We start from the raw sequence: 22,065 nt of genomic DNA on the forward strand, positions 1-22,065 counted from the left end.
CCCCCGCCGAGGCCGCTCCCCAGCCCGGTCCCACAGGATCCACCGAGGCATCCACCGCCGGGGCAGTCCCACAGACGGAACTCACCGGTGCGGCCGCGATGTTCGCCAATGATCGCGCCTCCCAGCACCTGGGCATCACCGTCGATGACCACGGACCCGGGTGGGCGCAGTGCTCGATGACGGTCACCGACATCATGACCAACGGCCACGACATCACCCACGGCGGCTACGTCTTCCTCTTCGCCGACACGACCTTCGCGATGGCCTGCAACTACCCCGGCTCGATCACCGTCGCTTCCGGCGGAGACATCGACTTCCTCAAGCCCACGTACCTCGGCGATCAGCTCGTCGCCCGCGGCCATGAGGTCATCAAGCAGGGTCGCTCGGGCATCTACGACGTCACCGTCACCCGCGGCTCCGACATCATCGCCACCTACCGCGGCCGCTCCCGCACACTGCCCGCCCGCAAGTAGACCCGACCAGCCCCGCAACCGCCAACCCCACGACCTCCCGACCCACGTCCGGCACCCAGCCGATCCGGACCACCCCCACCGAACCACCCGTCGACGACCGGACACCGAAGAACGGTGGACCACCTCGGCGGTCTTTGGATCTGACACACAGAAGAGATTCGCAAGGAGACGATGATGACTGAGACCGACCTCGACGCCGGCGAACGGATGAGCCTGGACGAGCTGCGCTCCGGCCAGCTGAAGAACCTCAAGACGACGGTGTCCTCGGTGTACGAACGGGTGCCGTTCTACCGGAAGGCCTTCGACGACCTCGGCGTGACGCCGGCGGACATCACGAGCCTCGATGACATTGCGAAGCTGCCGTTCACGACCAAGCAGGACCTGCGCGACAACTACCCGTTCGGGCTCTTCGCCGTCCCGCAGGAACAGGTCGCGCGCATCCACGCCTCCTCGGGAACGACGGGCCTGCCGACCGTTGTCGGGTACACGATGGGCGATCTCGATCGGTGGGGCAGCCTCATCGCGCGGTCCATCCTCGGTGCCGGCGGCAAGCGCGGACAGATGATGCACAACGCCTACGGATACGGCCTGTTCACCGGCGGACTCGGCGTCCACGGGGCGGAGCGTCACGGGTTCACCGTCGTCCCGATCTCCGGCGGTCAGACCCCGCGCCAGGTGCAGCTCATCCAGGACTTCAAGCCGGACATCATCACGGCCACCCCGACCTATCTGCTCACCATCCTCGACGAATTCCACAAGCAGGGCATCGACCCGACCTCGACGAGCCTGAAGACCGCGATCTGCGGCGCCGAGCCGTGGACGGACGAGATGCGCAAGGAGATCGAGAACTCCTTCAACATCAACGCCGTCGACATCTACGGCCTCTCCGAGGTCATGGGACCCGGTGTGGCCTGCGAGTCCGCAGTGACGAAGGACGGCCCGACGATCTGGGAGGACCACTTCTACCCGGAGATCGTCGACCCCTTCACCGGCGAGGTGCTGCCCGACGGCGAGGAAGGCGAACTCGTCTTCACCTCGCTGACGAAGGAAGCGCTGCCCATCATCCGCTACCGCACGCACGATCTCGCAACCCTGCTGCCGGGCACTGCGCGCCCGAACTTCCGCCGCATCTCGCGCATCACCGGTCGCTCCGATGACCTCATGATCATCCGCGGCGTCAACGTCTACCCCGCGAACGTCGAGACCGTGCTCTTCGAGTTCGCACCGCTGAGCCCCCACTTCCAGCTCATCCTCACCCGCCCGGGCCGGATGGATGAGATGACCGTCGAGGTCGAGGCCCGCGAAGGCGTCGGTGCCGTCGAGCTCGAGGGCCTCGACAAGCTCGTGGCCGCTCGCATCAAGGAGCGCCTCGGCGTCTCCTGCGCCATCGACATCAAGCTGCCCGGGGATCTGCCGCGCTCGGTCGGCAAGATGAAGCGCATCATCGACCGCCGCGAGGGCGTGCGCTGAGATGAGGCGCAGGGCATGCGCTGAAGCGGCGCCGCGGACGTGCGCCGAGGTGAGTGCTGTGACGTGGATCGCGGCACTCACCGAGGCCGCCGATTAGACTGATGCGCATGCCCGAATCGTCCTCACCTGCGTCGACAGCCCCGGACTCGACGACGTCGTCCGCGGAATCGACGACCGCCGCGTCGACGCCCCCGACGACCCCCGCCGAGGCGGCCGCCCCCAAACGCTCGCGCCGCGGCCGTCCCGGATACGACCGGGAGACGCTCATCAACAAGGCGACCGAGGTCTTCGTCTCCCGCGGCTACGATGGCACGTCGATGGACACGGTCGCCCGTGAGCTCGGCATCACGAAGTCGGCGATCTACCATCATGTGAAGTCGAAGGAAGAGCTGCTGCATCTCGCGATCAGCCGCGGCATCCGTGCCCTCGATTCCGCCGTCGAGACCGAGAGCCTGCGCGAGAATGTCACCGCGCTCGAACGCCTGCAGCTGGCCGTGCGCGCCAGCGTGGTCATCCTCATCGAATACCACCATTCGGTGACCCTGCTGCTGCGCGTGCGCGGAAACTCACCATTGGAACGCGAGGCCCTCGAAGCCCGCCGCAACATCGATGCGAAGGTCCGCGCCCTCGTCGAGGCCGCCATCAGCGAGGGCGGTCTGCGCTCGGACTTCACCCCCGGGCTCATCACCCGTCTGCTCTTCGGCATGGTCAACTCGATCACCGAGTGGTACCGGCCCAGCTACCCCGTCGATCCCGACACCATCGCCGAGGCGGTCACGACGATGGCCTTCCAGGGGCTGGAGTCCTGAAGCCTGAAGGTCGGGCCCTGACACCCGAGGCTCAGCCTTCCCCGATCGCTCCCGCAGTCAGAACCCAGCCGAGTGTCGATTCGATCTCGGACAGCAGCTCCTGCCTCGGCGGCTGATAGTCGCCGATCACCCAGTCGACGACGATCTGGATACCGGCGCCGACGAGCAGGTCCCCAAGCACTCTTTGCCGCGTGCCGGTGAGTACGGTGCCCGAGACGGCCACGCAGAGCGCATCGGCGAGTTCGCCGCCGATCACCCGACCGTGCCGACGGTAGAGCTCGTCGATGCGCGCACTGACTCCGAGCACTTCGAAGAGGTGGACTCGCGCGAAGACCGGGTTCTCCTGCGCCCAGCCGAGAAACCCGCCCATGAATCCGCGCAGCACCGCCATGGCCTCGGCGCCGGGTGTCGCGGCGATCTCGACACCGGGCGTCGCCGTGGTGTCGGCCCCTGATGCTGTCGTCGACTCGCCACCCTGCGCCTTCGTCGCAGTCTCAGAGCACCCTGCATCGGCCGCACCACCGGCCAGCACCGCGGCCCGCAGATCGGCCACCACCCGCTCGTAGACCTCGACGAGGAGATCCTCCAAGGTGGCGAAGGATTCGTAGAAGTAGCGCTTGTTCAGCCCTGCGGTCTCACAGATCGCGCCCACTGTGGCCGCCCGGTACCCCTGAGTCCCGAACAGTTCGATCCCTGCTGCGATGATCCGCTCCCGGCGAGCACTCTCCCGTGCCTCGCGGCTGGCTCCCGCGTAGGGGCGTCCTTCTTTAGTCACAGTGTGATCTTGACAACACTGATCGCCGAATGCAAACTGGTACGGCATCGTGCCAGAAAGAGCGGGAATGACCTCCACCAATGCGGACCACGGCCCCACGGCCTCGGCGGGACTCGGCTCCCAAGCCACAGCGAGCACCTCGTCCCTCAGCGCCGCTCAGCGCGAACGTGACATCGCGGCCGCCTCGGCGAATATCTCCGACGTCGTCGTCATCGGCGGTGGATTCACCGGCGCCGGCGTCGCTCTGGACGCGGCCAGCCGCGGACTCTCTGTCACCCTCGTCGAACGCGGTGACCTCGCCTCGGGCACGAGCAGCTGGAGCTCGAAGCTCGCCCACGGGGGACTCCGCTACCTCGCGAAGGCCGACGTCGGGATCGCCTGGGAGTCGGCCGTCGAACGCGGCCGGCTGATGAACACCATCGCCCCGCACCTCATCCGGCCGCTGCCGATGATCTTCCCGCTGCACCCGGGGATCGGCCGCGTCGAGGCCGCCATGACGAACACCGGCTTCCACGCCGGCGATCTCCTGCGAATGCTCGCCCGCACCCCGAGGGAGCTCCTCCCCCATCCCCGCCGCGTCTCGGCCGCCGAAGTCCGGCAGCTCGCCCCGACGACGGCGACCGACGGTCTGCGCGGCGGACTGCTCAGCTGGGACGGCCAGCTCATCGACGACGCACGGATCGTCGTCGCCTTGGCCCGGACCGCCGCCGAACACGGTGCGGGTGTCATCACCTATGCCGAGGCGACCGAGATCGAACCCACCCGTGTTCACATCAGGGACCGCCTCACCGGACAGGAGCACACGCTGCGCGCCCGACAGATCGTCAATGCCGCCGGCGTCTGGTCGGACACTCTCTCGGACGAGGTCGAACTGGCACCGAGCAAGGGTTCGCACATTCTCGTTCCCGCCGCCCGCCTCGGCGACCCACAGGCCGCGATCACCGCCCCGGTGCCCGGTCACTTCGGCCGCTACGTCTTCGCCGTGCCGTGGCACAACGGTCTGGTCATGATCGGCCTCACCGACGATCCGCACCACGGTCCGATCCCGGACCGTGCCCTTCCCGACGGCGATGAGGAGGCGTTCCTCCTCGACACGATCAACGCCGTCCTCGACGACAAGCTGACCACTGACGACATCGTCGGCGGCTACGCCGGCTTCCGCCCGCTGATCAAGACGAGCGACACCTCGAGCAGCGCCGACCTCTCCCGCAGACACGCCCTGCTGCGCGACTCCCGGACCGGGGCGCTGACGATCGTCGGCGGCAAGCTCACCGCCTACCGACGCATGGCCGAAGACGCCGTCGACGACGTCGTCAAGGTCGGCGGACTGCGCGCCGGAGCATGCCGGACGACCGAACTCGGCCTCGTCGGCAAGGGCACACCTGCACCCGGCCTGCCCGACCGCCTCGTCGCCATCTACGGAACCGACGCGGCGAAGGTGGCAGCCTACGGCGATGCCGACCCCTCCCTCAACGAACCCGTGCGCGAGGGCATCCCGCTGACCGGCGCGGAGGTCCGTTTCGCCGTCGAACACGAACTGGCGCTGACGGTCGTGGACGTCATCGACCGGCGGACCCGGTGGGGACTCGTCGACGCCGACCGCGCCGACCTCTATGACGCTGTGGCCCGGCTCGCTCCGGAACTCACCACCGAATCACGACACGAAGGATGACGACCATGGACAAGCCGCGTATGCGCTGGTGGGGCTGGGGCGAAGACGGCCACGACGGCCCGGTCAAACCCGGCGCGAAGGTGATACTGAGCAAACACTGCGGGTGGCCGGCCGGAGTCGACAGGCCGCATGTGGCGCTCGAGGACGTCGAGCTGCCCGAATCAGTCCTGCCGTCCGCAGTCAGGGCCCGTTTCGCCGAGGCGGTGGGCGACGAATTCGTCCGCGACGATCGCGCCGTCCGCGTCTCCCATGCGGCCGGGCGCAGCCTGCCCGACCTCATCCGGCTGCGCAGCGGCGAGCTGGTCACCGCTCCCGATGCGGTGCTCTACCCGGCTTCGAACGCCGAGGTGGACGCCCTCCTCGCGCTGTGCGCCGAGGAATCCGTGGCGGTCGTTCCCTTCGGCGGCGGCACCAGCGTCGTCGGCGGCATCGATGCCGTGCGCGTCGAGTTCGCGGCGGTCGTGAGCATCAGCCTGGCCCGCTTCGACCGGATCATCGACATCGACGAGGAGTCGCTGACAGCCACCGTCCAAGCCGGAGTCTTCGGACCCGACCTCGAGGAGGCGCTGCAGGCTCGCGGCTTCACGCTCGCCCACTATCCGCAGTCCTTCGAGTTCAGCACCGTCGGCGGCTGGGTCGCCACCCGCTCGGCCGGTCAGCAGTCGACCGGGTACGGCCGCATCGATGAGAACGTCTACGGTCTGCGCTGTTCGACCCCGAACGGTCCCGTCGAGCTGCGCACCACCCCGGCGACGGCGGCCGGACCGAATCCACGCCAGCTGTTCGTCGGCTCCGAAGGAACGCTGGGCATCATCACCGAGGCGACCCTGCGGATCCATCGCGTGCCGAAAACAGTGCAGGGCGACTCCTGGTTCTTCCCGGACTTCACCTCGGGCAGCGCAGCACTGCGAGAGATGGAGCAGTCGGGACTGCACCTCGACATCGCCCGTCTCTCGGATGTCAACGAGACCGCGTTCGGTCTCGCGCAGCTCGGCAGCGAGCTGCAGCGCAAGGGCGTTCTCGCTTACCTGCGCGCCCGCGGCCTCACGACCCCCTGCCTCCTCGTCGTCCGCTACGACGGCACCCCCTCCGATGTGCGTGCGCGTCGCTTCCGGGGCCGTTCGATCGTGCGCAGGCACAAGGGCGTCAACCTCGGCGCGATTCCGGAGACCTCGTGGGAGAAGCACCGCTTCTCGACTCCGTACCTGCGGGATCAGCTGCTGCGTGAGGGCATGATCGTCGAGACGATGGAGACCTCGGCCCCATGGTCGAAGGTGAATGACCTCCACGGCACGATCAGCGCCGGAATCGAGAAAGCGATGGCCGAGCGCGGCACTCCTGCATTCGTGCTCTGCCACGTCTCGCATCTCTACGCCACCGGCTGTTCGCTGTACTACACGGTCTTCGCCAAGCAGGAGGTCGGGTCGGAGATCGCCCAGTGGAAGGCGCTGAAGTCCGCGGCCAGCGACGCCATCATGGCGGGCGGCGGAACGATCACCCATCACCATGCCGTCGGCACCGACCACGCTCCGTGGCTGCCCGCCGAGACCGGTCAGATGTGGCTGCGGATGCTGCGCGCAGCCAAGGCCGAGGTCGACCCGACCGGCATCATGAACCCCGGCAAGCTGATGAACGGACCGGATCGACTGTGAGCGGCATCGAAGGCAACGGCGACTTCGGCACGGATCCCGCAGAACAGGGTTGGGCACGGCGGGTCGCCGATCCGGCAGTCGTGCCCGTGATCCTCAATCCCACGGCACGGCGCGGAGCGGTGCTCAGACGCATCGATCCGCTCGTCCACGCCTTCGCAGCACACGGCCTCGAGGCGCGGCTTGTGAGAAGCACGAGCGAGGAACATGCGAAGGAGCTCGCCGCAGCATTCGCCGCCGAGGGCGCCAAGGTCGTCGGCGCACTCGGCGGTGACGGGTTGGCGAGGGCGGTCGCTGCCGGCCTCGTCGATACGGACACGGCGCTGGGCGTCATCGCCGGTGGCCGCGGCAATGACCTCATCGGCAAACTCGGCATCCCGAAGGACGTCGAAGAGGCCGCAGCCACGATCGCCGACGGCCGCGATCGAGTGATCGACGTGCTCGATCTCAATGGCACGATCAGCCTCGGCAACGTCTGCCTCGGCCTCGACTCGACCGTCCAGCGGCATGCGAACTCGACCAGGGTCGTCCGGGGCCAGTGGGTGTACCTGTACGGGATCCTGCGTGCGATCCTGCCGCCGAGGAGCATCGACCTCGAGCTGACAGTCGACGGACAGCGCCTCGACTTCCGGGGCCTGACCGCGGGGTTCGCGAATTCCGGCCGCTACGGGGGCGGGCTCACACTGTCACCGGAGGCGGCGATCGACGACGGACTCATCGACGTCGTCCTCCTCAAGGAGTCGTGGCTGCCGAAGCTCGCCGTCGAGCTCGTCGCGTTCATGTCCGGCAAGCACGACCATCATCCGAGCATCCATCTCAGCCGGGCTCGCGAGATCCGCATCGACACTCCCGCCGGGGCCGCGCCGGTCGAGATCGTCGCCGACGGCGACGCGGTCGCGCAGACCCCGGCAACAGTGACGATCCGCCCGTCCTCCCTCAAGGTCCGCGTCCCCCGGGCCTCTTAACCGGCGATGCCCGCGGTTTGAACGACGGATGCCCCGCGTCGAGGATCTGCATCCTCAGCGCGGGGCATCGTCATACCTGGCGGTTCAGCCGGCCCTCAGTACTCCTTGGCCACGAGGGTGAGCACGTCGTAGTTCGCCACGGGTTCGTCGTTCTGGTTGACGACCTGCGCGTCCCAGCGGACCTCACCGTATTCGTCGGTCTCACGCGGAGTGATGCGCTTGGCGGTGAGCGTCACCTTGAGCTTGTCACCTGGGGAGACAGGCGTCATGAAGTTGAGTCCTTCGAGCCCGTAGTTCGCGAGCACCGGGCCCGGGTCCGGCTGGACGAAGAGTCCGGCGGCAAAGGACACGATGAGGTAGCCATGCGCCACGCGTCCCGGGAAGAACGGATTCGCGGCTGCTGCCTCTTCGTTCATGTGGGCGTAGAAGGTGTCCCCGGTGAAGTTCGCGAAGTGCTCGATATCGTCGAGAGTGACTTCCCGCCATTCCGAGTCGAGTGTGTCGCCGATGCGCAGGTCCGCAAGCGACTTCGTGAACGGATGATCACCGAGGCGGCGCTCCGATCCGTTGACCCATTCCCCGCCGATCGCGGTGAGCATGTCCGGGGAGGCCTGGATCGCGGTGCGCTGCATGAAGTGCTCGACGCCGCGCAGTCCGCCCATCTCCTCACCGCCGCCGGCCCGTCCGGGGCCGCCGTGGATGAGGTTCGGCAACGGCGAACCGTGACCGGTCGACTCTTCGGCATCGTCACGATCGAGTACGAGCACACGGCCGTGCCATGGGGCGATCTTCCGGACGAATTCGGTCGCGAACTCACGGTCGTGGGTGACGACGGAGCCGACCAGGGAGCCGCGGCCGCGGGCGGCCAGACGGACGGCATCCTCGGTGTCGGAATAGGTGATGATCGAGGTCACGGGACCGAAGGCCTCGATGTCGTGGACGGCATCGGACCAGGCGTCATCGGCCTGGAGGACGGTGGCCGCGACATAGGCGCCACCGTGCTCGGCAGCCAGACGATCGGATTCCTCACGCCCGCCGGTGAGCACGCGGGCTCCCCCGGCGATGATCTGGTCGACCGCGTCGAGGACGTCGGTGCGCTGTTTGTCGGAGACGACGGGGCCCAGACGAGTGGACTTCTCGCGCGGATCGCCGACGCCCTGGGTGGCGAGCTTCGCGGTGATGGCTTCACCGACCGCCTCGGCGTGGGCTTCGGGCACGAAGGTGCGGCGGATCGCGGTGCACTTCTGTCCGGCCTTGACGGTCATCTCGGCGACGACGCCGGAGACGAAGAAGTCGAACTCCTCCGTGCCGGGTGCGGCATCGGGACCGAGCAGGGAGAAGTTGAGTGAGTCCGCCTCGGCGAAGAAGCGGGTGCCGCGCTGGGTCACGCAGTCGAGGGCGGACAGCGTGCGGGCGGTGTTCGCGGAACCGGTGAAGGCGATCGCGTCCTGTTCGGCGAGGTGGTCGAAGAGCGGGGTGACGTCACCGGAGACCAGCTGGATTGCGCCGGCAGGGAGCAGACCGGATTCGATCATGTCAGCGACGACCGCATGGGTCAGGTGGGCGGTGTCGGTGGCGGGTTTGACGACGACGGGGACGCCGGCGACGAACATCGGCCCGAACTTCTCGAGCATGCCCCAGACGGGGAAGTTGAAGGCGTTGATCTGCAGCGCGAGGCCCCGCCGGGAGGTGAGGATGTGGCGGCCGACGAAGGTGCCGTTCTTCGACAGGCGCTCGACTCCGCCGTCGAGGTGGACGGTCGAGTTCGGCATCTGGCGGCGGGCGACGCCGGAGTAGGTGAAGAGTGTGCCGATTCCGCCTTCGATGTCGACGAAGGCGTCGCGCTTGGTGGTGCCGGTGGTGAAGGAGATCTCGTGGTAGTCCTTCGTGCGCTCCATGAGGTAGGTCGCAAGTTTCTTGAGGATCACGCCGCGCTGGTGGAAGGTGAGCTTCTGCAGTTCGGCGATGCCGGTGGTCCGGGCGTGGTCGGCGACGGCGGCGAAGTCGACTCCGGCCGAGCTCACCGAGTGCAGGAGGTCTCCGGTGCCGGCGTCGCGGACGGGCCGGGCGGACTCGGTCGCCGCCGGTGTGTGCCAGGTTCCGGCCACATAGGAACTGAGGATTTCGGTCATGCTTTGCTCTCCCTGGTGAAACGACGTCTCCCGGTCCACGGCGGCCGCATTCGGCACCGCTGCCGATTCCTAGACATATACTAACCAATCGGTCGGTAATTGTCATGGGCTGTCTCGACCAAGGCGATCGGATGGAACCGCGGCACATCCTCGGCGCGCCTCGTCGATTCACGAGTGACACGGGGGTGCATTCTGACCTATGATCGTTCTCAATTACTGACCAGGCAGTCAGTCGAGGCGGACGTCCATCGGTCCGCCGCCAGACCCGAGGCACCGGCGATCACTCAGAGTCGAGGACCACCGCCTCCGGAGACGGCACCCGGCAAAGTCGCCCAGCAACAGAAGGTTCCGCTCATGTCCTCCACCGCTTCAGGCCCGGTCACTCCGAATCCGGCCACCCCACATACGACCACCCGCGAGGAACGTAAGGTCCTCGCCGGCACTCTCGTCGGCACCACCATCGAGTGGTATGACTTCTTCATCTACGCTCAGGCCGCGGGCCTCGTCCTCTCCGCTCAATACTTCGGCCCTTTGGCCGCGGACAATCCGGCCCTCGGTCAGATCATGGCGTGGGCGTCTCTGGGCATCTCGTTCCTCTTCCGCCCGTTGGGCGCGATCATCGCCGGCCACCTCGGCGATCGGATCGGGCGCAAGAAGATGCTCGTGCTCACGCTCATCCTCATGGGGGCCGCGACCTCGCTCATCGGTCTGCTCCCGAACTACGCGATGATCGGCGTCGGCGCCCCGATCCTGCTCACCCTGCTGCGGATCCTGCAGGGCTTCTCCGCCGGCGGCGAATGGGGTGGGGCCGCACTGCTGTCGGTCGAACACGCTCCGATCTCCAAGCGCGGCATCTTCGGTGCCTACCCGCAGATCGGCGTGCCGGTCGGCATGATCCTGGCCACCGGGGTCATCTGGGTGCTCACCACGGTCCTCTCCCCCGAACAGTTCGCGAGCTTCGGCTGGCGGATCCCGTTCCTCTTCTCCGTCGTCCTCGTGATCGTCGGCTATTACATCCGCCGGCAGGTCGAGGAGTCCCCGGTCTTCGCCGAGCTCGCCGAACGCAAGGCCGAGTCCTCGGCTCCGCTGGGCACCCTGTTCAAGAAGAACACGAAGGAAGTCGTCCTCTCCGCGCTCATCTTCATCGGCAACAACGCCGTGGGCTACATGATCATCGCGTTCTTCGCCGCCTACGCCTCGCGCCCCATCGCCGAGGGCGGTTCCGTCGGCCTCGACCGTGCACCCGTGCTGTTGGCGACGACGCTCGCGAGCTTCGGCTGGCTGGTCTTCACCATGTGGGGCGGTGCGCTGTCGGACAAGCTCGGTCGCGTGCGGACCTTCCAGATCGGGTACGTCCTGCTCATCGTGTGGCTCATCCCGACCTTCCTCATGATCGATATGGCCAACATCTGGATGTACGGCATCGGCATCTTCGTCCTCACCGTCGGCATGGGCCTGTCCTATGGCCCGATGTCGGCGATGTATGCGGAGATGTTCCCTGTCGAGGTCCGCTACTCGGGCGTCTCGATCGGCTACGCGCTCGGCGCGATCCTCGGCGGTGCTTTCGCCCCGACCATCGCCGAGACCCTGCTCGCCGAGACCGGAAAGTCGATCTCGATCGCGATCTACATGATCATCGTGTGCATCATCTCGCTCATCGGCGTCAGCCTCGTCAAGGAGACCAAGGGCAACGACCTCGGCCTGACGAAGCATCACTGAGACTGCCGCGAACCCCTGGTTCCTCACCTGCACTTCGATTTCCTGGTCGATCCACGGTGATTCCTCCGCCTGAAACGCCGTGGATCGACCCAACAATCCACCGAGGCGGCGCACCCACTCAGCAGCTCTCGCATAGGCTGATGGGATGACTGAGCTGACGTATCCCGATATCGAAGCCGCCGGCGCACGGATCGCCGGCCGGGTGCGCCCGGTGACCGTGGCCCCGGCTGGTGAGGACGGCCTGTTCTTCGCCCTCGAGTTCATGCAGCACACCGGCACGTTCAAGGCCCGCGGTGCGCAGAACTTCATCCAGGCTCACCTTGCCGAAGGCACCTTCCCCGAGGCGGGAGTCACGATCGCCTCGGGCGGCAACGCCGGACTCGCGTGCGCATGGGCGGCACGTGCCGCCGGTGTGCCGGCGACCGTCTTCCTGCCGACCACCGCGCCGAGCGTGAAGGTCGAACGGCTGCGTTCGTATGGCGCGCGAGTGGAGTTGGTCGGTTCCGAATTCGCCGAGGCGGCCGCCGCCTGCCAGGAATTCGTCGACTCATCGGGGGCGCTGGCCTCGCACGCCTACGACCATCCGCTCATCGCTGCGGGTGCGGGCACCCTGATGACCGAGATCCTGGTGCAAGTGCCCGATCTCGACACGGCCGTCGTATCGGTCGGCGGGGGCGGACTATTCGCCGGAGTTGCGACGGCCGCGACTCATCACGGGGTGCGAACAGTGGCGGTCGAGCCGGAGAACTGTCGAGCGCTGAGTGCAGCGATCGAAGCGGGCGAACCGGTCGACGTCACAGTCGATTCGGTAGCCGCAGATTCGCTCGGTGCCAGGCGCGCCACATCGCTGGCACTGGAGGCGGCACGGTCGGATCTGGTCACATCGGTGCTGGTCAGCGACGACGTGATCGTCGAAGCACGGCAGCGACTGTGGGACGAACACCGACTGGCGGTCGAGCATGCAGCGGCAACTGCCCTGGCAGGAGTCCGCGGTGCCGATGACGGAAATTCAACTGGCGGCTATGTGCCGGCCGCGGGAGAGAAGGTCTGCGTCGTCCTCTGCGGGGCGAACACGAGCCTCGGTGATCTCTGAGACGCAGTCAGCGCGTTCGGTCGCGGTCCTTCGATTTCAGCGAGGCCTTGATAAGGCCGAAGATCGCAAGCGCCACGACGACGGTGATGATGGCCTTGACGAGGAACCACGCAATGGAGAACGCGACGTTGACCACCCACCACGCGATGATGATGGCGATGATCGCGCCGATGATGCTCCACACGGTACTCATCTTCATAGCCCAAGCCTAGGCCCGAGTGCACAGCCGTGCAATGCGCACGGTGATCGTCCCAGCCGATCCTTAGCACGGACGCAGTTCGTCAGCCGAGCACTGCGGCGGCACGGACAGCCCGGGCGGACCAGCGACGGTCGGCGAAGCCCACTTCGATCGGGTGGTCGAAGGCGGCGGAGATCTGCTGAGAAGTGAGCACCTCGGCGATGGGACCCGCCGCGGTCAGCCGCCCGTCGGAGATGAGCGCGGCATGCGTGGTCGTCTCCGGGATCTCCTCGAGATGGTGGGTGACCAGCAGCGTCGACAACTCCGGCGAGCGCACCGACAGGGCGTCGATGGTCTCGAGCTGCTGTTCGCGAGCGGCCACGTCGAGTCCGGTGGTCGGCTCGTCGAAGAGCAGCAGCTGAGGGGCGGCAATAAGCGACCGAGCGACGAGCGCACGCCCGCGCTCCCCCTGTGACAGCACCTTCCACCCGGCGTCAGCGCGGGACGTCAGCCCCACCTCGGCGATCTGGGCATCGGCCTTCGCAACATCCTCCGGTGAGGGCTCCCACCGCATCGGACGTTCAACGGTGCCGGTCAGCCCGGTGAGGACGACCTCGCGGACGGTGAGGTTCGAGCGCAGCGGATGGCGCGGATTGACGTGTCCGATGAGGCGGCGCAGCGCGGCGAGCTCGACTCGGCCCATGCGTGATCCGAGGATATCCACGGTGCCCGAGGTCGGGAACACCTGCGCCGAGGCGAAACTCAGCAGGGTCGACTTCCCCGCCCCGTTCGGCCCGATGAGCACCCAGTGCTCGCCGGCGTCGATGCGCAGATCGATGCCGTGGAGGATCTGCGTCTGCCCCCGCCGGAACGTCACATCAGCGATATCGAGGACGGCCATTGCCACGTCTCACTCACCCTTCCGAACCGGACCCTGCCTGCGGGCGCCGGGATCGTCGGCTCTCAGATCGATGGCCCCACCGTCTGGTGGGGCCGATCCGATTCTAGGGCCCACCTCGCCGAGGCGGCCGCCGGGTCGAGAGACCGGCGTTCCATATCCTGGACCGCTGGAACGAGCCGATGCCGGGTTCCAGTCAGTGCAGTCTCGGCCGGTAGATGAGTTCCTGAATGCTTCCGTCGAGCAGCGTCGATTCGAGAAGGTCGAGGTCGAAATCCGCGGCTCCGGCGAAGACCGGCTGAGTCCCGGTCTGACCTGTGATAACGGGGTAGACGGTGACTTGAACTCGGTCGACGAGTCCGGCGGCCATGAGCGCTCGGTTCATCGACAGGGATCCGTGGGAGCGGATCGGCACATCTGATTCGTCCTTCAGCGCAGCGACCACATCGGCGGCGTCGCCACGAGCGATGGTGGCGTCGGGCCAATCAAGCGGCTCGTCCAGAGTGGTCGAGACGACTGTGGTCGGGCTCTGTCTCATGGCCGTCACCCAGGGGTCGAGCACATCGGGGAACTCGTCAGCAGCGGCGAGCATGGCGGCGAATTCGCGGAAGGTGGTGGCACCGAGGACCAAACGGCAGTCGTCACTGTAGGTTCGCAGCCGGTGGTCGAGCAGTTCGGGGCCCTGTTTGCCCCAGTAGCCTCCCCAATCGCCTTCGGGGATGATCGAGGCGAACCCGTCGAGGCTCATGAAGACATCGAAGGTGTAGGTCGCGGACATGGTCGCTCCTGTCAGAACGCACCCCGAAGTGGGTGCGGTGGTCCAAGTGTGCGCTTCGGCGGCCGCGTACACCACCCCCGAGCACCGGTTCCGACGACGGTCCATAATGGAGACATGCACAACGGCGCCGATTCGAATGAGGACCTCCGCGAGGAATATCGCATCAAGATGCGCGGTCGGCTGCTGCGTCGGTCCGCTTCGTTCAATGTCGCCCACGCCGTCGACAGCCTCGAACCGGGCACGGGCGCTCAGAGCATCCAACGCGCGCTGACGCTGCTCAACCTCGTCGGGCTCATCGCCGGGGAGCGGCGCGAGGGAGCGAGCCTGTCCGAGCTCGCTTCGATCAGCGGCCGCCCGAAAGCCAGCGTCCACCGCATGCTCCAGGCGCTCATCGCCATGGGATACGTCGAACGCCTCGAAGAGGGCGGGTACCGCCTCGGCGTGCAGTCGCAGATCCTCGGTCAGCTGGCCCAGAAATCGGTGGACCCGCTGGTCACGGAGTCAGAGTCGAGTCTGCTGCGCTTGGCCGAGCTCAGTCAGGACACCGTGTTTCTCACTCTGCGCACGGGCAGCTATTCGATCTGCGCCCGCCGCGAGGAGGGCTTCGGTGAGATCTTCAACAACGCACTGTCGGTGGGCGACCGCCACCCGTTGGGCATCGGCGCCGGATCGCTGGCGATCCTCTCCGAGCTCTCCCCCGCCGAAGTGGACGCCCAGTTCGAGGCCAACGCCGAGATCCTCGCCGAGCGGTATCCGAAGGTCTCCGTCCCGCACCTGCGCGACATCATCGATCAGGCCCGCGTCGACGGCTTCGTCCACAATCCGGGGCTCTTCGCCAAAGGGTCGTGGGCGGTCGCGGTTCCGCTGCGCATCCGCGGCTCCCGACCGCGTGCGGCCCTGTCGATCGCCTCGATCGCCGACCGTGTCACCGGTTCCCGGGTCGAACGCCTCGTCGCTCTGCTGCGCCGTGAGTCGAGGGCCATCGCCGAGGCGCTGAGCTCCCAGTCCGATCTCGCCCCGGACTCCGGCGACCTCTGAGGCGCGCTCTGCTCCTCTCGCGCATGACTCCTGCGGGTGGATCCACCTCGAATTCCGCTGTTGGATAGAGATAGATCCACCCGCAGGAAGCACCCCCACCGTGAAAGCGACCAACTCGCATCTTCGTGGCAGCACCTTTAGTTACTAGTCACTAACTGATAATTTATTCCCATGGCACAGAGGATGAGCGGCGCAGATCGCCGCAGACAGGTTCGCGAACTCGCTGCGAAGGAATTCGCCGAACATGGACTGCACGGCGCATCGACTGACGCGATCGCCCGGGAGGCAGGGATCACGCAGGCGTACATCTTCCGCATGTTCGGCACGAAGAAGGCACTGTTCCTCGAGCTCGTCGCCCAGTCCTTCGACCGGGTCAGCGAAGCCATGCTCGCAGCCGCCGAGGGGAAGACCGGTCGACAGGCGCTCGAAGTCATGGGTTCTCAGTACTATGATCTGCTCACCGATCGGCATTCGCTGCTCCTCCAGTTGCAGGGGCTCGCGGCCTGCGGAGACGCCGAGGTCAAGAGGGCAGTTCGCGAGAGATTCGCTCACATGTGGCAGGTCGTCGCCGACAGCACCGAGCTCGATCCGGTCACCGTCAAGACCTTCCTCGCCTTCGGCATGCTGCTCAACGTCGGAGCGGCTCTGGACATCAATGAGGTCGACGAAGACTGGGCCGGCGGCATCCGCACTCTGATTCACCCCGGTCTGTTCGACCACATCGATAATCAGACGAACCGATGACCTCCCCGAACAGCAGCCCCACCGAAGGAACACTTTCGCGTTCCATCATCGTCATCGCCCTCCTCGGCGCTGTCATCGGCGGAGTCGGTGCACCGCTCATCACCTCGGCGGCACTCGGTCTCAACGTGCCGCTCGAGGTGGCGCAATGGACACTGACGATCACCCTCTTCACCGGCGCGGTCACGGCACCGGTGCTCGGCCGCCTCGGCGCTGGTCGACAACGTCGGGCGACGGTGCTCATCGCCTTGGGACTCGTCGCCCTTGGCGGACTGCTGACCGCAGTCCCCGCCCATTTCGCCGTGCTCATCATCGGTCGCGGACTTCAGGGACTCGGTCTCGGAGTCACCCCGCTTCTCATGAGCATTGCGCGCGATCACCTGAGTGCTTCTCGTGCCGAGTCAACGATCGCGACGGTGTCGGTCGCGTCCACAGTGGGCATCGGCGTGGCGTACCCACTGATGGGCTTCGTCGATGAAGCGGCAGGTCTGCGCATCGCCTATGGCCTCGGTTTCCTGCTGTCTCTGACCGCCTTCGTCCTCGCTTGGTTAGCCCTCCCGGGCAGCAATTCGCGGCAGAGAGTCCGCATCGACTCTGCGGGGGCGCTGCTCTTGGCGCTCGGCATCCTCGGCGTGCTCATGGTCGTCGCTCAGCCTTCGGTGTGGCAACAGCCGTGGATCGGCGCACTGATACTCATCGCGGCCATTGCCGCTTTCGCCGGCTGGGCGGCAGTCGAGCGCAGAACGACATCACCGCTCGTCGACCTGCGTCTCTTCCTCACGGGCAATGTGCTGCGCGCCAACATCGCCATGCTCGCCTCCGCAGTCGCGATGTATCTGCTGTTCTCGCTGTTCACCCGCTATGTGCAGACTCCGGCGAATTCGGGATACGGTTTCGGCCTCACCGGAGCCGCTGCCGGAGCTGCGCTCATTCCCTTCTCCGCACTCGGGTTCGTCGCGGGTCGGGCCACCCCGTCCCTGGCGGAGAAGACATCGGCGCGGTGGACCTTTGCGATCCATTCGGCAGCTGTCATCGCGGGGATGGCCGTATTCGCCTTCTCTCCGGACTCGCTCATCGTCGTACTGATTGCGATGAGCCTGCTCGGCTTCGGCGTGGGCGGCGTCTCAGCGATCATGCCGCGGCTCATCCTCGACGGTGTGCCGAAATCCGAGACCTCAAGTGTCCTCTCGATCAATCAGATCGTTCGTGCCAGCGGTTTCAGTTTCGGCAGCGCTCTCGCCGGTCTGCTGTTGGCGACCGCAACCCCTGCTGACTCGCTGGTGCCAGACGAGTTCGGTTATACGGCCGCTGGATTCCTGGCCATTCCGCTTGTTGCACTGAGCATCGCCGTTGTTGCGATTCGGCGGCGCCCGGCGAGCAGATGACACACTCCGTCCTCGGTGGCGGACGCGGGAATCTGTGGCGGCTGATGAGCTGATGGACAATTCTGTCAACTGCGCGCGTCTTCCGGGAGCTCGCGCTGCTCTTCACGGCAGTCCCGCATCACACTATTGTCATTGTGACACCTGCCGTGGCGGCGGAGGTCGCGGACGAGAGAAAGGGGGCGCCATGAGATTCGGTATGCGCAAGCCATCGTTGAAACGCTCACTGAAGGCACGAACCACCGGACGTGCCAAGCGCGCCGTCAAGAAGGCGGTCGTACCCGGCTATGGTCAGCGCGGAATGGGCGTGGTGAAGAACCCCAAGCGTGCCGCACGCAACGCGGTCTACAAACGCACTACGTTCAGCATCTGGGATCTGTTCAGGTAGGCTGCTCAGCCAAGTGAGCCGCCCCGCTCCCATGCCAGACTGTTCCCCTCGAACACCCGGACTCCGGTAGCGTGAAGGGCATGCCGGAGACTTCTGATTCCTCGACCGCGTCCCTGACAGTTACCGAACTGCGTGATTTGTGCATCGCAGCGATCACCGCGGCCGGCGGGTCACCCGCGATGTCACAGTCTCTGGCGGACGCGACCCTGGCGGCCGAGCGACGGGGCAAGACCGCCGTAGGCACGGCGCACCTCGTCGATTATCTCGACGGCCTCGAGGCCGGCCGCATCAACGGGCAGGCGCAGCCAAAGGTGACTAACCAATTGCCGGCAGCACACCACGTCGACGCCGATCGCGGCACCGCGCAGCTCGCGTTCGACGCAGCCATCGACGACTTCGCCTCGTCAGCCGCGACGCTCGGCATCTCCGTCCTCAACATCGCCAACGCCTTCACCGCCGGAGAGCTCGGCTACTTTACGACGCGACTGGCCGAACGAGGCCTGGTGGCGTTTGCCGGGGCCAACTCACCGGCGCTGATGTCGCTGTTCGGCGCACCGGGATCGGCGACCGGAACGAACCCGTTCTCGTTCGCCGTTCCCCATGCCGACGGCCCGCGGATGTTCGATCAGGCTACAAGCGCGACCGCGTGGGTCAACGTCCGTGACGCCGCCGATCGGGGAGAGACGATCCCCAACGGGTGGGCGCTCGCCCCCGACGGAGCGGCCACGAACGATGCCGAGGCCGCCCTCGCCGGTTCTCTGCTGCCGTTCGGCGGGGTCAAGGGCAGCAATGTCGCACTCATGATCGAACTCCTCGCCGTCCACGGCGGGGGCCGCTTCTCCGTCGATGCGACGGCTTTCGACTCGGGGCATGAGAGTCCGGGGACGGGACTGTTCGTCATCGCGATCGCGGCAGATGCCTTCGACCCTGACTATTCGCAGCGGGTCGCCGAGCATCTTGACCGTCTGCATGCACGGTTCGGCTTCGATTTCGGCCGCAAACGCAGCCTCGAAGTCGTCGAGCTGCCGGAGGAACTCCACTCAGCGTTGCTCACCCGCAGCCGCGCCTGAGCCGCCGACCGCTCAAGTTACCGTCGAGCGCTCACCACATAACTCGCTACAGCGACGGCAACTTGAGCGGTCGGCATCAGTGGCTGAAGCCGGAATGAGCGCTCGACTCGATGAGGTTGGATGGTCCCCCGCCGATGCTGCGGTTGAGACCCTGGCCGATGTTCCACACGAGGCTGAAGTAGCCGATGCCGGCACCGGCGGCGAGCTCATCGGGGTCAGCGGCCGAACGGGTGATCGTCGGGCGGAACATCGCCTCGGCGTCCTCGGACAGTTCCCCGATGTAGTCGGCGAAGGATCGGTCGTTCTCGAAGTCGTAGATCCTCTGCTGACGCATCTCCGAGCTCTCGTTCGGGCGCAGTCGCACGGCGTTGGCCTAGCGGAGGACGTCGGCGGAGACCTTGACTCCGGCCTTGATCATCGAGGCCCGATCCTTCAGTGACATGGGTATCCTGAACGGATACGACTGGACTGGTCCGTCGATGAGCAGCTTGCCGTCCATCGACACCGCAGACAGCGATCCGGGGATCTCCGACGAGCGGGTCTGTGTCTCGGTGATGAGTGAATTCGTCGCTGTCTTGCCTCCGGCGAACATGTGTCCGCCCCAGTTGAGGAAATAGCGTCCGCGGTTCTCCGAACGGATCCGACCGCCGACTCGGGAACCCGATTCCAGCAGCGTCACATCCCAATTGCGCAGTCGCCATGCTGCTGACAGTCCGGCGAGTCCGCCGCCGACGATGACGGCATCTTTCATGGGGAGCACCCCCTCTCTTCTCTGAGCGTCCGCGCATCTTCACGCGGATCATCTGCACACAGAATAGGATGTGATCACATTCATCTGCAAGTGTTTGATCACATCCGATTTCGAGGGACCTGCTTCGGGCGAAATCTCACGGTCGCCGACTTCCGAAATCAGCCATGCGGATCAGTCATGCACGCATGGCTAACCCTGCGCCGAAACTTGGGTCGCTATCGGATAGTTGCGCCGAAATATAGGTCGCTACTGGACACTTCTCGGCAGGAAAAGTATCCGATCGTGACCTATATCTGCTGGAACCTCTCCGAAAGTGACCACTAGCCGCCTGCCTGGCCCCCAGCCTGAGAGGATCGTCCCCTAAGTCTGAGCGGATCCGCCCCGCAGCGTTCGACCTTCAGTCGCCCAACCCGGCACGGATGCGGCGGACGGCGTCGTCGAAGGACTCCTCGGTCACCTCGGCGGCCGCCCCCGGGTCACCGGCGTCGACGGCATCCATGAGTCGACGCTGGTGCTTGAGCAGCGGCGCCTTGGCGTCGGCCGCGATCTCCCGCCTGGCACCGACGAGTTTGTACGCCCGGCAGCGCAGCCACAGGGTCCGGATCGTCTCGACGAGGACGGGATTGCCCGAGGCGGAATAGATCGTCGCAAGCAGCTCTTCGTCGTGATCGAGATACTCCGAGGCATCACCGGAGTCGAGAGCCGCCTCCATCGCCGCGAACTCCTCATCGAGTCGTGCCCGTCCCGTCTCATCGAGCTTCTGCGCACCCTGGCCCGTCGCTTCGACCTCGAGGATGCGACGCACCGAATAGATCTGCAGAAGCTCCTCGGCGGAGAATTCCTTCACCACGGCCCCGCGGTGCGGGCTGGTCTCGACGAGTCCGACCTCCTCGAGCCTGGCCAGCGACTCCCGCACGGGCATGACGCTTGTACCCAAGGATGCCGCGAGCTGGCGGATCCGCAGTCGATCTCCGCTGCGATATTCGCCGGAGAGGATGCTCGCCTGGAGCGCTTCGAACACCTGGTCGCCGATGCGCGGGCCGATCTCGGTCTGGGTCTCGCTCATAGTCGACAGTCTATCCACGCCGAGGCGGCTTGCAGTGGTTTCATGGGCTCCGTCCCCTCGGCACCGTGGATACGCCGACCGCTCAGGTTGCCGTCGACCGCTCGCCGCGTAACGCGGTACAGCGACGGCAACCTGAGCGGTCGGCGCCACAGAGGTTCTAGCGCAGGACGATCGTCCTCTTGCCCGAGAGGAACACGCGTCCGTCGCAGTGCCACTTCACGGCATTGGACAGCGCCTTGCACTCGGCATCGCGGCCGGCGGCCACGAGGTCCTCGGGAGCGAAGGCGTGGTCGACCTCGACGAGCTGCTGGGCGATGATCGGCCCCTCGTCGAGTTCGCTGTTGACGAAGTGCGCGGTCGCCCCGACGGTCTTCACTCCGCGCTCCCACGCCTGGTGGTAGGGCTTCGCCCCCTTGAACGACGGCAGGAACGAGTGGTGGATGTTGATGGCCCGTCCGGTGAGTTCGCGGGCGAGGTCATCGGAGAGGATCTGCATATAGCGGGCGAGCACCACGAGGTCGACCTCGAAGCGGTCGACGAGTTCGAGCAGCTTCGCCTCGGCCTCGGGCTTCGTCTCCTTCGTCACGGGGATCCGGAAGAAGGGGATGTGGTGCCATTCGACGAGCTCCCGATGGTCGGGATGGTTCGACACGACCGCGGCGATCTCGATCGGCAGCTCGCCGACCCGTGCCCGGAAGAGCAGATCGTTGAGGCAGTGCTCGAACTTCGAGACCATGATGAGCACCCGCCGCTTCTGCCCCTGCGGCCACAGCTGCCAGGTCGCCCCGAACTCCTCGCCGAGCGCCTCGAAGTCGCTGCGCAGCGCTTCGATCCCGTTGCCGGGCTCGTCGGAGACGCTGAAGTCGATGCGCAGGAACAGCTGCCGCGTCGACTGGTCGTCGAACTGTTTGAGTTCCTTGATATCCCCTCCGTGGGTGAGCAGGGCACCGGTCACCGAGTGGAGGATGCCGGGGCGCTCTGCGCATTCGAGGGTGAAGATGTAGTCCTGCATGTCTGA

22 protein-coding genes are annotated in these 22,065 nt (G+C 66.3%); 13 read left to right on the top strand and 9 right to left on the bottom strand.

Translation table 11 applies throughout. The features are described 5' to 3' along the window. The 3 genes from paaI to D3I60_RS06325 form a co-directional block, all read left to right on the top strand. Window positions 1-473: hydroxyphenylacetyl-CoA thioesterase PaaI (gene paaI, locus D3I60_RS06315; protein WP_262775291.1), on the top strand; the 473-nt coding region annotated here is incomplete at its 5' end. A gap of 174 nt (window positions 474-647) precedes the next feature. Further along, entirely contained in the window at window positions 648-1,943 is a 1,296-nt protein-coding gene (gene paaK / locus D3I60_RS06320; RefSeq protein WP_262775292.1) for a phenylacetate--CoA ligase PaaK, read from the top strand. 107 nt (window positions 1,944-2,050) lie between these two features. After that, window positions 2,051-2,752 (top strand): TetR/AcrR family transcriptional regulator, encoded by a 702-nt coding sequence (locus tag D3I60_RS06325; protein WP_262775293.1) that lies wholly within the window; start codon window positions 2,051-2,053, stop codon window positions 2,750-2,752. Between the two features lie 31 nt (window positions 2,753-2,783). Here the strand turns inward: D3I60_RS06325 and D3I60_RS06330 are convergent, their stop codons facing one another. Then, window positions 2,784-3,527, bottom strand: a complete 744-nt coding sequence (locus D3I60_RS06330; RefSeq protein ID WP_262775294.1) for a TetR/AcrR family transcriptional regulator — start codon at window positions 3,525-3,527, stop codon at window positions 2,784-2,786. Window positions 3,528-3,594: 67 nt separating this feature from the next. Here D3I60_RS06330 and D3I60_RS06335 point away from each other — a divergent pair, with 67 nt between their 5' ends. Genes D3I60_RS06335 through D3I60_RS06345 form a run of 3 tightly spaced genes read left to right on the top strand, consistent with a single transcriptional unit; the run spans window position 3,595 to window position 7,813 of the window. After that, window positions 3,595-5,199, top strand: coding sequence for a glycerol-3-phosphate dehydrogenase/oxidase (locus D3I60_RS06335; RefSeq protein ID WP_262775295.1), 1,605 nt, complete (start codon window positions 3,595-3,597; stop codon window positions 5,197-5,199). A gap of 5 nt (window positions 5,200-5,204) precedes the next feature. Continuing rightward, window positions 5,205-6,851, top strand: coding sequence for an FAD-binding oxidoreductase (locus tag D3I60_RS06340; RefSeq protein ID WP_262775296.1), 1,647 nt, complete (start codon window positions 5,205-5,207; stop codon window positions 6,849-6,851). Then, entirely contained in the window at window positions 6,848-7,813 is a 966-nt protein-coding gene (locus tag D3I60_RS06345; protein WP_262775297.1) for a diacylglycerol/lipid kinase family protein, read from the top strand. Before D3I60_RS06340 ends, D3I60_RS06345 begins: the two co-directional genes overlap by 4 nt. A 95-nt stretch (window positions 7,814-7,908) precedes the next feature. Here the strand turns inward: D3I60_RS06345 and paaZ are convergent, their stop codons facing one another. After that, window positions 7,909-9,945 (bottom strand): phenylacetic acid degradation bifunctional protein PaaZ, encoded by a 2,037-nt coding sequence (gene paaZ / locus D3I60_RS06350; protein WP_262775298.1) that lies wholly within the window; start codon window positions 9,943-9,945, stop codon window positions 7,909-7,911. A gap of 354 nt (window positions 9,946-10,299) precedes the next feature. On the opposite strand from paaZ, the gene D3I60_RS06355 reads away from it, so the two are divergent. Both D3I60_RS06355 and D3I60_RS06360 read left to right on the top strand, forming a co-directional pair. Continuing rightward, window positions 10,300-11,664: an MFS transporter gene (locus D3I60_RS06355; RefSeq protein WP_262775299.1), complete on the top strand. Its 1,365-nt coding sequence runs from the start codon at window positions 10,300-10,302 to the stop codon at window positions 11,662-11,664. Between the two features lie 145 nt (window positions 11,665-11,809). After that, on the top strand, window positions 11,810-12,757 hold the full coding sequence (locus D3I60_RS06360; protein WP_262775300.1) for a threonine/serine dehydratase: 948 nt from the start codon (window positions 11,810-11,812) through the stop codon (window positions 12,755-12,757). Between the two features lie 7 nt (window positions 12,758-12,764). Here D3I60_RS06360 and D3I60_RS06365 read toward each other — a convergent pair whose 3' ends face one another. The 3 genes from D3I60_RS06365 to D3I60_RS06375 all read right to left on the bottom strand — a co-directional run bounded on the left by D3I60_RS06365 (window position 12,765) and on the right by D3I60_RS06375 (window position 14,611). Further along, on the bottom strand, window positions 12,765-12,956 hold the full coding sequence (locus D3I60_RS06365) for a hypothetical protein (RefSeq protein WP_039211572.1): 192 nt from the start codon (window positions 12,954-12,956) through the stop codon (window positions 12,765-12,767). A gap of 82 nt (window positions 12,957-13,038) precedes the next feature. After that, on the bottom strand, window positions 13,039-13,836 hold the full coding sequence (locus D3I60_RS06370; RefSeq protein ID WP_262775301.1) for an ABC transporter ATP-binding protein: 798 nt from the start codon (window positions 13,834-13,836) through the stop codon (window positions 13,039-13,041). Between the two features lie 193 nt (window positions 13,837-14,029). Further along, on the bottom strand, window positions 14,030-14,611 hold the full coding sequence (locus tag D3I60_RS06375; RefSeq protein ID WP_262775302.1) for a dihydrofolate reductase family protein: 582 nt from the start codon (window positions 14,609-14,611) through the stop codon (window positions 14,030-14,032). A gap of 114 nt (window positions 14,612-14,725) precedes the next feature. Here D3I60_RS06375 and D3I60_RS06380 point away from each other — a divergent pair, with 114 nt between their 5' ends. The 5 genes from D3I60_RS06380 to D3I60_RS06400 all read left to right on the top strand — a co-directional run bounded on the left by D3I60_RS06380 (window position 14,726) and on the right by D3I60_RS06400 (window position 19,230). Continuing rightward, the gene (locus D3I60_RS06380) at window positions 14,726-15,649 is read left to right on the top strand and encodes an IclR family transcriptional regulator (RefSeq protein ID WP_262775303.1); all 924 of its coding nucleotides are present in this window, start codon (window positions 14,726-14,728) and stop codon (window positions 15,647-15,649) included. A 171-nt stretch (window positions 15,650-15,820) separates the two neighbouring features. Further along, on the top strand, window positions 15,821-16,393 hold the full coding sequence (locus D3I60_RS06385) for a TetR/AcrR family transcriptional regulator (protein WP_262775304.1): 573 nt from the start codon (window positions 15,821-15,823) through the stop codon (window positions 16,391-16,393). Continuing rightward, entirely contained in the window at window positions 16,390-17,775 is a 1,386-nt protein-coding gene (locus tag D3I60_RS06390; RefSeq protein ID WP_262775305.1) for an MFS transporter, read from the top strand. The genes D3I60_RS06385 and D3I60_RS06390 overlap by 4 nt, the downstream gene beginning before the upstream one ends. A 184-nt stretch (window positions 17,776-17,959) precedes the next feature. Next, window positions 17,960-18,160 carry a hypothetical protein gene (locus D3I60_RS06395; RefSeq protein ID WP_262775306.1) on the top strand — a complete coding sequence of 67 codons (201 nt, stop codon included), beginning with the start codon at window positions 17,960-17,962 and terminating at the stop codon, window positions 18,158-18,160. 80 nt (window positions 18,161-18,240) lie between these two features. Then, window positions 18,241-19,230, top strand: a complete 990-nt coding sequence (locus tag D3I60_RS06400; RefSeq protein ID WP_262775307.1) for an Ldh family oxidoreductase — start codon at window positions 18,241-18,243, stop codon at window positions 19,228-19,230. Window positions 19,231-19,306: 76 nt separating this feature from the next. Here the strand turns inward: D3I60_RS06400 and D3I60_RS06405 are convergent, their stop codons facing one another. From D3I60_RS06405 to purU, 4 genes are all read right to left on the bottom strand, one after another. Beyond that, on the bottom strand, window positions 19,307-19,594 hold the full coding sequence (locus D3I60_RS06405) for a hypothetical protein (protein ID WP_262775308.1): 288 nt from the start codon (window positions 19,592-19,594) through the stop codon (window positions 19,307-19,309). Between the two features lie 9 nt (window positions 19,595-19,603). Then, window positions 19,604-19,981 carry an FAD-dependent oxidoreductase gene (locus D3I60_RS06410; RefSeq protein WP_262775309.1) on the bottom strand — a complete coding sequence of 126 codons (378 nt, stop codon included), beginning with the start codon at window positions 19,979-19,981 and terminating at the stop codon, window positions 19,604-19,606. A gap of 397 nt (window positions 19,982-20,378) precedes the next feature. After that, the gene (locus tag D3I60_RS06415) at window positions 20,379-21,047 is read right to left on the bottom strand and encodes a GntR family transcriptional regulator (protein ID WP_262775310.1); all 669 of its coding nucleotides are present in this window, start codon (window positions 21,045-21,047) and stop codon (window positions 20,379-20,381) included. A gap of 157 nt (window positions 21,048-21,204) precedes the next feature. Next, the gene (purU, locus tag D3I60_RS06420; protein WP_262775311.1) at window positions 21,205-22,059 is read right to left on the bottom strand and encodes a formyltetrahydrofolate deformylase; all 855 of its coding nucleotides are present in this window, start codon (window positions 22,057-22,059) and stop codon (window positions 21,205-21,207) included. Window positions 22,060-22,065 lie beyond the last annotated feature (6 nt).

Origin of the sequence: Brevibacterium permense (genome assembly GCF_025506275.1) — a bacterium.
Taxonomy (GTDB): Bacteria; Actinomycetota; Actinomycetes; order Actinomycetales; family Brevibacteriaceae; genus Brevibacterium; species Brevibacterium permense_A.

Excerpts from the sequence above, each read along its gene's own strand:
- paaK (WP_262775292.1), top strand. The coding sequence starts at position 648 with ATGACTGAGACCGACCTCGACGCCGGCGAACGGATGAGCCTGGACGAG.
- D3I60_RS06325 (WP_262775293.1), top strand. The coding sequence starts at position 2,051 with ATGCCCGAATCGTCCTCACCTGCGTCGACAGCCCCGGACTCGACGACG.
- D3I60_RS06335 (WP_262775295.1), top strand. The coding sequence starts at position 3,595 with ATGACCTCCACCAATGCGGACCACGGCCCCACGGCCTCGGCGGGACTC.
- D3I60_RS06340 (WP_262775296.1), top strand. The coding sequence starts at position 5,205 with ATGGACAAGCCGCGTATGCGCTGGTGGGGCTGGGGCGAAGACGGCCAC.
- paaZ (WP_262775298.1), bottom strand. The coding sequence starts at position 9,945 with ATGACCGAAATCCTCAGTTCCTATGTGGCCGGAACCTGGCACACACCG.
- D3I60_RS06355 (WP_262775299.1), top strand. The coding sequence starts at position 10,300 with ATGTCCTCCACCGCTTCAGGCCCGGTCACTCCGAATCCGGCCACCCCA.
- D3I60_RS06360 (WP_262775300.1), top strand. The coding sequence starts at position 11,810 with ATGACTGAGCTGACGTATCCCGATATCGAAGCCGCCGGCGCACGGATC.
- D3I60_RS06365 (WP_039211572.1), bottom strand. The coding sequence starts at position 12,956 with ATGAAGATGAGTACCGTGTGGAGCATCATCGGCGCGATCATCGCCATC.
- D3I60_RS06370 (WP_262775301.1), bottom strand. The coding sequence starts at position 13,836 with ATGGCCGTCCTCGATATCGCTGATGTGACGTTCCGGCGGGGGCAGACG.
- D3I60_RS06375 (WP_262775302.1), bottom strand. The coding sequence starts at position 14,611 with ATGTCCGCGACCTACACCTTCGATGTCTTCATGAGCCTCGACGGGTTC.
- D3I60_RS06380 (WP_262775303.1), top strand. The coding sequence starts at position 14,726 with ATGCACAACGGCGCCGATTCGAATGAGGACCTCCGCGAGGAATATCGC.
- D3I60_RS06385 (WP_262775304.1), top strand. The coding sequence starts at position 15,821 with ATGGCACAGAGGATGAGCGGCGCAGATCGCCGCAGACAGGTTCGCGAA.
- D3I60_RS06390 (WP_262775305.1), top strand. The coding sequence starts at position 16,390 with ATGACCTCCCCGAACAGCAGCCCCACCGAAGGAACACTTTCGCGTTCC.
- D3I60_RS06395 (WP_262775306.1), top strand. The coding sequence starts at position 17,960 with ATGAGATTCGGTATGCGCAAGCCATCGTTGAAACGCTCACTGAAGGCA.
- D3I60_RS06400 (WP_262775307.1), top strand. The coding sequence starts at position 18,241 with ATGCCGGAGACTTCTGATTCCTCGACCGCGTCCCTGACAGTTACCGAA.
- D3I60_RS06410 (WP_262775309.1), bottom strand. The coding sequence starts at position 19,981 with ATGAAAGATGCCGTCATCGTCGGCGGCGGACTCGCCGGACTGTCAGCA.
- D3I60_RS06415 (WP_262775310.1), bottom strand. The coding sequence starts at position 21,047 with ATGAGCGAGACCCAGACCGAGATCGGCCCGCGCATCGGCGACCAGGTG.
- purU (WP_262775311.1), bottom strand. The coding sequence starts at position 22,059 with ATGCAGGACTACATCTTCACCCTCGAATGCGCAGAGCGCCCCGGCATC.